Origin of the sequence: Alcaligenes pakistanensis, assembly GCF_014652815.1 — a bacterium.
Lineage (GTDB): Bacteria > Pseudomonadota > Gammaproteobacteria > Burkholderiales > Burkholderiaceae_B > Alcaligenes > Alcaligenes pakistanensis.
This window is the reverse complement of record NZ_BMZN01000002.1, coordinates 325,400-337,602: the sequence shown is the minus strand read 5'-3', so window position 1 is coordinate 337,602 and position 12,203 is coordinate 325,400. Positions and strand designations below refer to the sequence as shown.

13 protein-coding genes are annotated in these 12,203 nt (G+C 54.9%); 3 read left to right on the top strand and 10 right to left on the bottom strand.

Translation table 11 applies throughout. From position 1 onward, the window contains the following. Positions 1–100: 100 nt before the first annotated feature. Genes coq7 through IE156_RS06465 form a run of 6 tightly spaced genes read right to left on the bottom strand, consistent with a single transcriptional unit; the run spans position 101 to position 4,989 of the window. Positions 101–769, bottom strand: coding sequence for a 2-polyprenyl-3-methyl-6-methoxy-1,4-benzoquinone monooxygenase (gene coq7 / locus IE156_RS06490; RefSeq protein ID WP_189391721.1), 669 nt, complete (start codon positions 767–769; stop codon positions 101–103). Positions 770–800: 31 nt separating this feature from the next. Beyond that, positions 801–1,436 (bottom strand): hypothetical protein, encoded by a 636-nt coding sequence (locus IE156_RS06485; RefSeq protein ID WP_189391720.1) that lies wholly within the window; start codon positions 1,434–1,436, stop codon positions 801–803. Further along, positions 1,436–2,071, bottom strand: a complete 636-nt coding sequence (locus IE156_RS06480; RefSeq protein ID WP_189391719.1) for an SCO family protein — start codon at positions 2,069–2,071, stop codon at positions 1,436–1,438. The genes IE156_RS06485 and IE156_RS06480 overlap by 1 nt, the downstream gene beginning before the upstream one ends. A 21-nt stretch (positions 2,072–2,092) precedes the next feature. Then, positions 2,093–2,680: a c-type cytochrome gene (locus tag IE156_RS06475; RefSeq protein ID WP_189391718.1), complete on the bottom strand. Its 588-nt coding sequence runs from the start codon at positions 2,678–2,680 to the stop codon at positions 2,093–2,095. Positions 2,681–2,735: 55 nt separating this feature from the next. Continuing rightward, complete coding sequence (locus IE156_RS06470; protein ID WP_189391717.1) at positions 2,736–3,326, bottom strand: cbb3-type cytochrome c oxidase subunit II; 591 nt, start codon at positions 3,324–3,326, stop codon at positions 2,736–2,738. A gap of 7 nt (positions 3,327–3,333) precedes the next feature. Beyond that, a complete protein-coding gene (locus tag IE156_RS06465) occupies positions 3,334–4,989 on the bottom strand; it encodes a cbb3-type cytochrome c oxidase subunit I (protein WP_189391716.1) in 1,656 nt (551 codons plus the stop codon). Positions 4,990–5,530: 541 nt separating this feature from the next. On the opposite strand from IE156_RS06465, the gene IE156_RS06460 reads away from it, so the two are divergent. The 3 genes from IE156_RS06460 to IE156_RS06450 are packed head-to-tail and all read left to right on the top strand — an operon-like array spanning position 5,531 to position 7,252. Continuing rightward, the gene (locus IE156_RS06460) at positions 5,531–5,953 is read left to right on the top strand and encodes an OsmC family protein (RefSeq protein ID WP_189391715.1); all 423 of its coding nucleotides are present in this window, start codon (positions 5,531–5,533) and stop codon (positions 5,951–5,953) included. Positions 5,954–5,960: 7 nt separating this feature from the next. Further along, positions 5,961–6,761, top strand: a complete 801-nt coding sequence (locus IE156_RS06455) for a thymidylate synthase (RefSeq protein WP_189391714.1) — start codon at positions 5,961–5,963, stop codon at positions 6,759–6,761. After that, positions 6,758–7,252: a dihydrofolate reductase gene (locus IE156_RS06450; RefSeq protein WP_189391713.1), complete on the top strand. Its 495-nt coding sequence runs from the start codon at positions 6,758–6,760 to the stop codon at positions 7,250–7,252. Before IE156_RS06455 ends, IE156_RS06450 begins: the two co-directional genes overlap by 4 nt. 344 nt (positions 7,253–7,596) lie before the next feature. Here IE156_RS06450 and gcvH read toward each other — a convergent pair whose 3' ends face one another. The 4 genes from gcvH to dcd all read right to left on the bottom strand — a co-directional run bounded on the left by gcvH (position 7,597) and on the right by dcd (position 12,140). After that, complete coding sequence (gcvH, locus tag IE156_RS06445; protein ID WP_189391712.1) at positions 7,597–7,971, bottom strand: glycine cleavage system protein GcvH; 375 nt, start codon at positions 7,969–7,971, stop codon at positions 7,597–7,599. An 86-nt stretch (positions 7,972–8,057) separates the two neighbouring features. Then, positions 8,058–9,278: a BaiN/RdsA family NAD(P)/FAD-dependent oxidoreductase gene (locus IE156_RS06440; RefSeq protein WP_189392232.1), complete on the bottom strand. Its 1,221-nt coding sequence runs from the start codon at positions 9,276–9,278 to the stop codon at positions 8,058–8,060. Positions 9,279–9,293: 15 nt separating this feature from the next. Beyond that, positions 9,294–11,567 carry an arginine/lysine/ornithine decarboxylase gene (locus tag IE156_RS06435; RefSeq protein ID WP_189391711.1) on the bottom strand — a complete coding sequence of 758 codons (2,274 nt, stop codon included), beginning with the start codon at positions 11,565–11,567 and terminating at the stop codon, positions 9,294–9,296. Between the two features lie 9 nt (positions 11,568–11,576). Beyond that, on the bottom strand, positions 11,577–12,140 hold the full coding sequence (gene dcd / locus IE156_RS06430) for a dCTP deaminase (protein ID WP_189391710.1): 564 nt from the start codon (positions 12,138–12,140) through the stop codon (positions 11,577–11,579). Between the last annotated feature and the right edge of the window lie 63 nt (positions 12,141–12,203).

The following is a 12,203-nucleotide window of genomic DNA, read 5'->3' as shown; positions in this document are numbered from 1 at the left end:
CTGATCCAAACAAAAAGGGTGTCAGCTCTTGGAACTGGCACCCTTTTTCATAAGCGTCCTGAGCTGCAGCCTGAACGTACTGCCAGCCAAGAAACGCTGATTACAAGCGATACGCCGTCGTCGTCATGACTTTGGACATCATGCGCATCAAAGTTTTAACCGGAGGCGGCAAGCTCGCAGCCCCATGATTTTCTGCAGTACGGCGATGCTCAATTTCCTCGTCGCGCATTTGCTCAACAATACGGCGCGAGCGATTGTCGCTGGCAGGCAAAGACTGCAAATGGCTTTCCAGATGCTCTTCAACCTGCCGCTCGGTCTCGGCCATAAAGCCCAGGTTATAGGGCACACCGGCGCGGCTGGCCAGCAGCCCCAACGCGAAGGAGCCGGCATACCACAAGGGATTGAACACGCTGGGGCGGCTATCCAGCTCACGCAAACGGTCGTCGCACCAAGCCAGATGATCGACTTCTTCCTGGGCGGCTTGCAACAAGACGGCCGTGGCCTGCGGATCTTTGCACAACATGGCCTGACTGCGGTACAGCGCTTGGGCGCAAATCTCGCCCACATGGTTCACACGCATCAAACCGGCGGAGTGACGAGCCTCATCGGCACTGATCTCGGAGACTTCCTTACCAGCGGGATTGGGGCGCGACGCGCGTGCCGAACGTCCCAATACTTCCAGGGCTCGATTCGTCTCGCTCAGAAGCTGATCAAACAAGCTATTACGTCTGTACAGCCGGGAGGCATTATCGGAAACGGTATGGCTCATGAGGACACCTGCAAAACAAAATGGATGGGTATTATTGCCGCAAAAAGGCCATCACTGCCTTGCTCTCGGACAAGAGCCAAAGCAATGGCAAAACACACGCCATGATAACCAGACCTATGCCGGCAATCTCTTGGTCGGACTGTAGATAGAAATTACAGAGCCGAACGGGATTGTCGTAATACAACAAACCGACAATCGCCATCATCCAACTGAAATTGCCAAAGAAAAACAAACGAAACACCAGATGGGCGCGTCGCCAGGACTCCATAAACAACATGCCCATCAAGACCAGCCCTATGTATTTGGCAGTGGCCATGGCAGGCGATACCAGCACATCGTCCAGCGCTTTGGGGATCATCCAGTAACCCGCCGCAAAGCTGACCAGGATCAGGCCGGGCAGGCCGTATTCATTCAAGGCGTAATAAGGGCGCAGCAAGGCCTGCATGAACGGCGAACGCCCTACGCCCTGATACCGCAAGGACAGTTGCAAGACCACACCCGAGAGCACCAATAAAGGAATATGCACCAGCATGTGCAGGCTCATGGACACGGTCAGGTCTCGGTCCCAGAAAGCGGCTGAGGCAAATAGCACCGCCGCCAGCAAAGCCAGCGCACTACCAAAATAAGGGCGTACCTTGGGGGATTCGACTACACGCTTTAAAGACATTACATCGCCCCCTTCTTCTCAATGTCCTGGACAGCACGCTTGGCATAAGCCAAGGCCAGCATGGGCTCGCCATAATCCACAATGCGACCCAAACGCGGCTCGGAACTGACAACGTGGTAGGCCGCGTTATGTTCGTACTCGTCGAAAGGAGCAGGAATGACGACAATGCCAAAATCGTCCAGCACACGCTGGCGCTGCTCGCCAGGCATCATGGTGACGAATTGCCAGACATCGGGATTGGCTTTCATGGTCTTGCTGTAACGACGCAAGTGATCGGGCGAATCGGTGGGGTCAAAGCTGATGCTCAGCAGACGCACACGGTCCTGCAAGCCTTCATCCACAATTGCCTGCTGCAATTGCTGATACTCCGAGCCCATCGCCAAACATAGCGTTACGCAGCGGGTATAGATGAAATTGACGATGGTGATACGACCATCGTTTTGCAACAGAGAGCTAAGCTGGGCACTGCCCCCGGCCGGGAGCAGCACTTCAACATCGGAGATCAGACGCGGCGAGGCAGCCACATCGTTGCGACGGGCTGTCTCGGCTGTCAGGGCGGTAAAGCCCTGCGTCAAATGAGCCAGCGCCCCTATGCCCAGGGCACAAACCAGGAGGATACTTAAAAATAGTCTCATCGCTGGCCCATTACTTCAGTCCTACTCTTCCATGGGAGCCAGGTCGGCGTCCCCATTCCAATGATCGGTTTTATCAGCTGTTTTTTCACGTTCGGCTTTGACAAAGGCCATATCCACGGGATCGGCGCTGTTGCCACCTAATTCAGTACGCAGGTAGTTAACAACTGCCGTCATTTCCTCGTCGTTGAACTTCTCGCGGAATTCCGGCATTGCACCATTGTACTTATTACCCTTGACCGTGATCTCGCCGGTAATACCGTGCAGCATGATCTGGACCAATACTTCAGGTTTACGCAGCACCCACTCGGAACCCACCAGTGGCGGGAACACGCCGGCCACACCCGCACCTGTTGCCTGGTGACAGGCGGCACACTGGGCCACAAACAGTTGATGTCCATCTACTGCGCCTTCTGGCAATTCGAAGTCGGCAACGATACGGTTGTCGCCCACGGTTGCGTCATGACTCAGGTCACTGCTGAAAATATAGTAGATCCCCCACAGGAACAGACCTGCAATGATCAGCAGGACCACCCAAGGAATCGGTGCCGCATTTTCTTCCGGATCGGAATACTCACGCTGCTGTGCTTCATATTTACGATTGTCGCTCATTCTAATTCTCCGAGGCGCCCCGCCTTGCGGGGCGCGCTAGCTCAGCAATGCCTGTTTATTTGATAACGCTGGCTGGCGATACGGGATACGTACGATCCAGAGCCAACAGGTATTGAACCAGGTCCAGGGCCTCTTGCTTGGCCACAACCACCTTGCCTTCCGGAGCAAAAGCGCCCGGCAGGTTCACAACCTTATCGCCTTCCTCTGCCTTGTCCTTGAGCTCGAACATGAAGGGGTAGGAAGGCATATTGCTGCCAGGGGTGTAAGCACGAGGCTGATACAAGTGACCCAGATGCCAGTCCACGCTAGGCTGGCGAGCACCAATATTGAGCAAGTCAGGACCAGTACGCATGGTGCCGAGCAAGTGTGGAGTGTCGTAGAAGTAGTCGCCTGCTACCGACGCACGACCCCAGCCACGCTGGAAGTCAGGAGCCTGATTCTGGCTACGCGGCTGCTGCGAGTGACAGTACACACAGCCCATATCAATGTATTCCTGACGGCCGCGCAGTTCCACCTCGGTGTAAGGCTTGAGCCCTGGAGAGGGCTCCACCTTTTTAACTTGCAGGTAAGGGACAACGACCAGAGCCGATGTGGCCAGGGCCAGCGTCACCATCGCGCCGCCCAATAGTTTGTATTCGCTTTCCATGACTAAATCATGCCTCCACTACATTGCGAGTTGCCGAGCGCTGGTGAAACAGGGCTGGACCAATACGACGGCTGCCATAGCGCAAAGCCATTGCCACAAAGTGGAAGGCAAACACAAGGTGACCCAGAGTCATCAAACCACCACCGATAGAGCGCGACTTCAGGTAAGGCATCGTGACAAACACCGATTCCATGAAGGTTTTAGCAGGATCCAGCATAGCCAGACCTTGCAGCCAGCCGCCAATACTCAGACCAATGGCGTAGATGGAGAAACCAATCACAACCAGCCAGAAGTGCAGGGAGATCAGTTTGGGGTAAGGCCATTCCCAGGACATGACGCGTGGCATCACGTAGTAGATGGCACCGAACATCACGATAGTAAAGAAGCCGTACAAGCCGATGTGGGCGTGGGCAACCGTGAAGTGCGTAAAGTGGGTAATCGTGTTGATGCTGCGCAGCGCTTCAAAAGAACCTTGAATGGAGCTGACGGTATACATCATGCCGCCCAGCACGATAAAGCGCAGGGTGGGCGAGTGAATCAGGGTACGGAAGTGACCCTTCATGGTGTAGTGCTGGTTAATCGAGAAAGCCAGCACAGGGATGATCATCATCATGCTTTGCACGATAGAGAGGGTAACCATCCACTGCGGCACCGGACCGCCGACCAGGTGGTGACCACCGACCTGACCGTAGAAAAATGCCAGACCCCAGAAACCCACCAGAGACAGGTTGTAGGAGCTGATGGGCTGACCAATGATCTTGGGCAGGAAGTAGTACACCGAGGCCAGAGCCATAGGGGTGTAGAACAGACCCAGCACGTTGTGGCCAAACCACCAGTTCATGGTTGCTTGCTCAACACCCACGTGTACGGCAGGCAGGTTGCCGACCAGGAACAGGATGGGGAACCAGAACAACGCTGCACCCATGTACCACACCGACACATACAGGTGGTGAACACGACGGTTCTGCAAGGTAAAGACCAATGGCAAGGCAGCCAAAGCTCCACCAATAACCATCAGGATATCAACCTGCCAAGGCATTTCCAGCCATTCCATACCGTCGGTGATACCCATCGCGATACATGTCAGACCGATAGCCAGGCCAATATTCCACAAGATCCCACCGGCGATGGCATAACGCGCACCGATCAAAGGAGTCTTGAGCAAACGAGGCAGCATCCACATGGCAACGCCGAAAGCGGCCATCGGAGCCCAGCCATAAGCCACACCGTTCAGGTGCAGCGTACGCATGCGACCAAAAGTCATCCAGGCGTGTTGCGTCAAGAATTCGGGATCGTGCAGCTTGATGGAGCTGATCAGACCTGCTGTCGAGGCGAAAATCAGCCACAACACCGCACAGGCCAGCAAAATGAACGTGACCTTAGCGGAGGAGCGGTCGGCTTCTACGCGTTCTGCCAATTCAAGGCTCAGCGCCTGACGATCTTCAGCAGAAATCGTCTTGCGACCCATTTCTTCTTGAAGTGCCTGACGTTGCTCAGGGGTGGCGGAGGGGTCATCTACCTGCCCGATTTCGCCTTTGGAGAAGATCTCGCGCGAAGCAGCGGGGCTGTGGTCAAAGAAGTTACGGCGTAACGACCAGATGAAAACAAAGAGTCCTGTAACGGACAATATGAAAGCTAGTAGCAGTATTGAAACGGTATTCACAATGATCCAGGCCTGGTTAATGTGAAGCTGCCAAGCAGCTCGGCGGCACTTGACGCGTCGCAGATCGAAAGAGCATGGACGCAAAAAATCTGCGACTGCCTAGGTCGCGAGAGCCGTCATGTTAAAACACCCGCTTGTTACGCCTGAATAAAGCCCCCATGGAAAGCAAGGTTTATTGCGACAAAACAAATACGAGCACGACATTTTTTGGTATACGGGCGACAGACATTATAGGCGAGGGTAAACCCCTGTGACATATCTGTTTCAAAATGCCGAGTACCGATCCGAATTTTATCCTAGGACAAATAACAAAACCAGTTAAAACCTTACAAAGTGAGAGTTTCTTGCTGGATTTGTCTATATGAAATTTCATATACGACCGCGAGCCTGCGCCCCCAGCAGATGCAACAAAATATTGATCCGGCTTTGCATAGCCCCACAGCCTATCTATAGACGCTGCAGTGGCCGCATCAAAAAAGTACAATCACCACTATCAATCTACTGACGAGTCTTCGCTCGCACTGCAAACAAAGGAACTGAGATGGAATGCACAATCGACTGGGGCGGCAAAGACGGAATGTTGTTCATTGCCCGTACTGGCAGCGGTCATGTGACGGCCATGGACGGTGCCCCCGAAGGCGGTGGCAATAATCTGGCCCCTCGCCCCATGGAAATGCTGTTGACCGGTGCGGGTGGCTGCGCAGCCTATGACGTGGTGTTGATTCTTAAGCGTGGTCGTCACGACATTAGCGGCTGCCAGGTCAAACTGACGGCCGAACGTGCAGATACCGACCCCAAGGTCTTCACCAAGATTCATTTCACCTTTGTGGTGACTGGCAAAGATCTGCCCCAGGCAGCGGTTGAGCGCGCGGTACAACTGTCACACGACAAGTACTGCTCGGCGTCGGCCATGCTGGGCAAAACGGCCGAGATCACCTATTCCGTCGATATTCAGCAAGCCTGAGGCCCCTATGTCCCTCTATCCCTACGAAGACCTGCTGCGCCTGGTCTACACCCAAGGCACTCCCAAAGGGGATCGCACCGGCACCGGCACGCACTCGGTATTTGGTCATCAAATGCGCTTCGATCTGTCGCAGGGCTTCCCGATGATCACCACCAAGAAGCTGCATACCCGCAGCATCTTTATCGAGCTGCTCTGGTTTTTGCGTGGTGAGTCCAATGTGCGCTGGCTGCAGGAACGTGGCGTATCCATCTGGGACGAATGGGCCGATGAAAATGGCAATCTGGGTCCGGTCTATGGTGTGCAATGGCGCTCCTGGCCCACGCCCGATGGCCGTCACATCGACCAGATCAGCCAATTAGTGGAACAAATCCGCAAGAATCCCGATTCGCGCCGCCTGATTGTGTCGGCCTGGAACGTGGCCGATGTTAGCCAGATGGCCCTGCCCCCTTGCCATGCTCTGTTCCAGTTCTACGTGGCCGACGGCAAACTGTCTTGCCAGCTCTACCAGCGCAGTGCGGATATTTTCCTGGGTGTGCCCTTTAATATTGCCAGCTATGCCCTGCTGACCCACATGATGGCCCAGCAATGTGATCTGGAAGTGGGTGACTTCATCTGGACAGGCGGCGACTGCCATCTGTATTCCAACCACTTCGAGCAAGCCGAATTGCAACTGTCGCGTGAGCCACGCCCCTATCCTAAACTGACGATCAAGCGTAAGCCCGCCAGTCTGTTCGATTACGAATACGAAGACTTCGAGATCACCGACTACGATCCTCACCCCCACATCAAGGCGCCTGTTGCCGTATGAGTTCTACCCCATCCATCCGTCTGGTCGTTGCCTATGCCGCCAACCGCTGCATTGGCAAAGACAATGATCTGCCTTGGCGCCTGCCCTCCGATCTGCAGCATTTCAAGCGCATGACCATGGGTTTACCCATCATCATGGGTCGCAAGACTTGGGAATCCCTTGGCCGTCCTTTGCCAGGACGTCCCAATCTGGTGATTAGCCGTAATGCGGATTACCAAGCTGAAGGCGCCCAGGTTTTCACCAATCTGGACGATGCCCTGGCCGCCTGCCCCGGCTTTGAAACCGCTTGTGTGATTGGTGGGGAGCAACTGTTCCGACTGGCTTTGCCAGTCGCACAGGAACTGATCGCCACGGAGATCAAAGCAGATGTGGAGGGCGACACCTTCTTTCCAGAGCTGCCCACTGGGCAATGGCAAGAAGTGGAGCGCCTGCCACAACCCGAGGAGAATGGCTTTAACTATGACTATGTGACTTACCATCGCCATAGTTGAAAAGCTGCCAGCTTGCAGAGCCCGCTTTCTCTATCCCAGGTCGAATTGACACCCTATCGCCTGATCGACGTTTCGTTTTTCAGCTGGATTTCGCAGAGCAATGTCAAAGCAGATCACCAGGGCATGCGGCCTAGTGCTGATACGTATGGCAGTTGACTTTCATGACCTGTCGAGCATGACCTAGCCATCAGGCCACACTCCATGTCCGCGCCTTCGCGCTGGGACGCAAATAAGAAAAAGGCCTGAGTCCGATATCACGGACTCAGGCCTTTTCTTTGCATACGATCAAGCCATCTACCTCAAACCCAACTACACGGTATTGGTCATGGGCTTAATTTCCGAGCTTATTCAGCCACTGCAGCGTACGCCGGGCCATCCAGCAAACCTTGCAGGTCGGCCGGATTATCCGCCTTGAGCTTGAAGATCCAGGTATCAAACGGCGCTTCGTTCAGCAGATGGGGCGCATCAGATAAAGCCTGGTTAAACTCCAGTAGTTCACCGGAGACGGGCGCATAAATATCAGACGCCGCTTTCACCGATTCCACCACGCCTGCAGTTTCACCAGCTGCCAAACGCGTGCCCGGCGTGAAGTCACCTACAAACACCAAATCACCCAACTGATCCTGGGCAAAGTCCGTAATGCCAACCAGCACTACCCCGCCTTCGTCCTTGGCCCACTCGTGGCTTACTACGTACTTTCTATCTTCTGGTAGCTGCATATCGCCTCCCTGACTGACCAACCATTAATCCTGATGATGTCAGGAACGGCGGCAGACACTGCCTCTTGCCGTTCCTGCTCGTCTACTTAGCCCTGTTCTGCCTGCGCTTTCAACGATCGCGCACACGCGGCGGCCGACGCCCAGGCCCACTGGAAGTTATACCCGCCCAACCAGCCAGTGACATCCACCGCTTCGCCAATAAAAAACAGACCGGGCACTTTACGTGCTTCCATGCTTTTTTGATTCAGCTCGCGCGTATCTACCCCGCCGCTCATCACTTCCGCCTTTTTATAGCCCGCCGTGCCACTTGGCTTCAACTGCCAGGCATTAATGACCTGTCCCACCGTGCGCAAAACCCGGTCCGGCAAATCTGCCAGACGTTGCTGACCCACCCCTTTAGGGAGCTGATCCGAAGTTTCCAGCCACTGCTCAACCAAACGGCGTGGCCACAAGGTCGACAAGACGGTGACCAGTTGCTGACGGCTACCGGCCTTCAAATCCATCAATTGCTGCGCAATATCCTGGCCGGGAGCCAAGTCCACGGTAATACTTTCACCCGATTGCCAATAGCTGGAAATCTGCAAAATACCGGGTCCCGACAAACCCCGATGCGTAAACAGCAGATCTTCCAGAAAAGCCTGACGCTGCTTACCCTGCCCAGCGCTGACCTCTACTTCCAAGGCCACACCGCTTAATGTCGAAAACGGACGCCAATCCCGCCCATCAAAGGTCAAAGGAACTAGGGCGGGATGTGGCTCGACCACTTTCAAACCAAAATGACGGGCGACACGCAAGGCGTAATCCGTAGAGCCCAGCTGCGGAATGGCCATACCGCCAGTCGCGATGACTACCTGCAAGGCGTTCAGATCACCCTGGCTGGTACGCAGCACAAAGCCCTCTTCGCCACGGCCTATGGACTGCACCGAACACGGCATACGCCAGGACACCTGCCCTTTCAGGCACTCCTGACGCAGCATCTGGATGATGGACTCGCTGGAGTCATCACAGAACAGCTGGCCTTTGTGCTTTTCATGAAAACCAATGCGGTATTCGCGCAGCAACTGCAGGAAATCCTGCGGCGTATAGGCCGCCAACGCCGAACGGCAAAAATGGGGGTTCTTGGACAGAAAATTCTCGGGCGAGGTCCCTGTATTGGTGAAGTTGCAGCGCCCTCCCCCCGAAATACGAATTTTCTCGCCCAGCTTTTCAGCGTGATCAATCAATACCACTCGCAGGCCGCGTTGGCCTGCAATACTGGCGGCCAACATACCGGCCGCACCGGCGCCAATGACGGCAACATCAAAAATAGGGGTCACGCGGGTTTACTCGTTTGTCTCAGATTCAAGCACGCAATCTACGTAGTAGCGCGGCAGTCCATTGGGGCCAATATCCTGAGCCAATCCATGCACATAGGTTTCAAAGCCAGGGAAGCGGGCGTTGAACTCGCGGGCAAATTGCAGGTATTCCACAATGCGCGAGTTAAAGCGTTCGCCGGGGATCAGCAAGGGGATGCCGGGTGGGTAAGGCGTCAGCAATACGCCGGTAACGCGGCCTTCCAGCTCGTCAATGCCGACTCGCTCGATATCGCCGTGCGCCATCTTGGCGTAAGCATCCGAAGGCTTCAAAGCGGGAATCATATCGCTCAAGTAAACCTCGGTCGTCAAGCGAGCCAAATCGTACTTGCGGTAAGCCTGGTGAATCTGCTGGCACAGATCGCGTAAACCCATGCTCTCGTAGGTAGGCTGAGCTTTACAGAAGTCCGGCAAGATGCGCCACATAGGCTGGTTACGGTCGTAATCGTCCTTGAACTGTTGCAAGGCAGTCAGCAAGGTATTCCAACGCCCCTTGGTAATGCCAATGGTGAACAGAATAAAGAAGGAATACAGGCCGGTTTTTTCAACAACCACGCCGTGTTCGGCCAGATACTTGGACACCAAAGCAGCAGGGATGCCCTGCTCGGCGAAAGTACCGGAAATATCCAGGCCGGGCGTCACCACCGTGGCCTTGACCGGGTCCAGCATATTGAAGTTAGTCGACAACTTGCCAAAACCGTGCCATTCCGCATCGGAACGCAAGATCCAGTCGTCGCGCTCGCCTATGCCTTCGTCTGGCAGATTATCCGGGCCCCAGACCTTGAACCACCAGTCGCTCTCGCCGTACTCGCCGGACACTTTACGCATGGCGCGACGGAAGTCCATGGCCTCGCGAATGCTCTCCTCGACCAATGCGGTGCCGCCGGGCGGCTCCATCATGGCCGCTGCCACATCACAGGACGCAATAATGGCGTACTGCGGACTGGTGCTGGTGTGCATCAGATAGGCTTCGTTAAAGACGTTGCGGTCCAAGGGACGATTTTCAGCATCCTGCACCGTAATCTGGGACGCCTGCGACAAGCCGGCCAGCATCTTGTGCGTGGAGTGCGTCGCGTAAATCATGGTGTCTTTGGTACGCGGACGGTCCGCACCAATGGCATGCATGTCGTGATAGAAATCGTGGAACGCCGCATGCGGCAACCAGGCTTCATCAAAGTGCAGTGTGGGAATCTTGGAGTCCAGGGTCTCTTTGATCATCTCCACGTTATAGATGACGCCATCGTAGGTACTTTGCGTCAGCGTCAGAATACGAGGCTTCTTATTCTTGGCCTGGCTGGCAAAGGGATTGGCTTCGATTTTGCGCGCGATGTTTTCCGGCAGGAATTCGTCTTGCGGAATGGGGCCGATAATACCCAGGTGGTTACGCGTAGGGCGCAAAAACACTGGGATAGCACCCGTCATGGTGATGGCGTGCAGAATCGATTTATGACAGTTACGGTCCACAACCACCACATCGTTATTGGCCACATTGGCGTGCCAGACGATTTTGTTGGAGGTAGAGGTGCCGTTGGTCACGAAAAAGCAGTGATCCGCATGAAAAATACGGGCGGCGTTACGCTCGGCCTCGGCCACTGGGCCGGTATGGTCCAGCAACTGGCCCAACTCATCCACCGCATTACACACGTCGGCACGCAGCATGTTTTCACCAAAAAACTGGTGAAACATCTGGCCCACTGGGCTTTTCAGAAAGGCTACACCCCCCGAATGCCCAGGGCAGTGCCAAGAGTAGGAGCCGTCAGAGGCGTACTTGACCAGCTCGCGGAAAAACGGCGGTGCCAGGCTCTCCAGGTAGGAGCGCGCTTCGCGAATGATGTGACGCGCCACGAACTCGGGCGTGTCCTCGAACATATGAATGAAGCCGTGCAGCTCGCGCAGGATATCGTTAGGGATATGCTGCGAGGTGCGCGTCTCGCCGTAGAGATAGATGGGGATGTCCTCGTTGCGGAACCGCAGCTCGCCAATAAAGGAGCGCAGGTTCTTAATCGCGTTCGCGACATCCTCCGGGGAATCCACATCGAATTCCTCATCATCAATCGACAAAATGAAGGCGCTCGCGCGGCTTTGCTGTTGCGCAAAAGAACTAAGGTCACCATAGCTGGTGACCCCGAGAACCTCTACGCCTTCGGCCTCTATCGCCGAGGCCAGGGCTCGAATACCCAGGCCTGACGTATTTTCGGAACGGTAGTCTTCGTCGATGATGACGATAGGAAAACGAAACTTCATCCAGAACTCCTAGGTACGGGGCAAGGTAACGCCCAGCTGACCTTGATATTTGCCGCCGCGGTCGCGGTACGACACTTCGCACACTTCATCGCTTTCAAAGAACAGCATCTGCGCACACCCTTCACCCGCGTAAATCTTGGCAGGCAGCGGCGTGGTATTGGAGAACTCCAAAGTGACATGGCCTTCCCATTCGGGTTCCAGCGGGGTCACGTTCACGATGATGCCGCAACGGGCATAGGTACTTTTGCCCAGGCACATGGTCAGCACACTGCGGGGAATACGGAAGTACTCAACCGTGCGGGCCAAGGCAAAGGAATTGGGGGGAATAATGCACACATCACCCACAAAATCCACGAAGGATTTTTCATCGAAGGCCTTGGGGTCCACGATGGTCGAGTTGATATTGGTGAAAATCTTGAATTCATTGGCACAGCGCACATCGTAGCCATAGCTGCTGGTGCCATAGCTGACAATACGTTGTCCGTTTACATTGCGCACTTGGCCTGGTTCGAAAGGCTCGATCATGCCTTGGGCAGCAACCTGCCGAATCCAACGGTCGCTTTTGATACTCATAAGAAATTAGCCGCCTTAAATCAGTAACCGGTTATTTTATCGTTTAGATACGTACACAAGCTC

Coding starts and splice junctions, on each gene's coding strand:
- IE156_RS06435 (WP_189391711.1), bottom strand. CDS start 11,567: ATGAAGTTTCGTTTTCCTATCGTCATCATCGACGAAGACTACCGTTCC.
- IE156_RS06450 (WP_189391713.1), top strand. CDS start 6,758: ATGAGTTCTACCCCATCCATCCGTCTGGTCGTTGCCTATGCCGCCAAC.
- IE156_RS06470 (WP_189391717.1), bottom strand. CDS start 3,326: ATGGAAAGCGAATACAAACTATTGGGCGGCGCGATGGTGACGCTGGCC.
- IE156_RS06485 (WP_189391720.1), bottom strand. CDS start 1,436: ATGTCTTTAAAGCGTGTAGTCGAATCCCCCAAGGTACGCCCTTATTTT.
- IE156_RS06480 (WP_189391719.1), bottom strand. CDS start 2,071: ATGAGACTATTTTTAAGTATCCTCCTGGTTTGTGCCCTGGGCATAGGG.
- IE156_RS06460 (WP_189391715.1), top strand. CDS start 5,531: ATGGAATGCACAATCGACTGGGGCGGCAAAGACGGAATGTTGTTCATT.
- dcd (WP_189391710.1), bottom strand. CDS start 12,140: ATGAGTATCAAAAGCGACCGTTGGATTCGGCAGGTTGCTGCCCAAGGC.
- IE156_RS06475 (WP_189391718.1), bottom strand. CDS start 2,680: ATGAGCGACAATCGTAAATATGAAGCACAGCAGCGTGAGTATTCCGAT.
- IE156_RS06455 (WP_189391714.1), top strand. CDS start 5,961: ATGTCCCTCTATCCCTACGAAGACCTGCTGCGCCTGGTCTACACCCAA.
- gcvH (WP_189391712.1), bottom strand. CDS start 7,971: ATGCAGCTACCAGAAGATAGAAAGTACGTAGTAAGCCACGAGTGGGCC.
- coq7 (WP_189391721.1), bottom strand. CDS start 769: ATGAGCCATACCGTTTCCGATAATGCCTCCCGGCTGTACAGACGTAAT.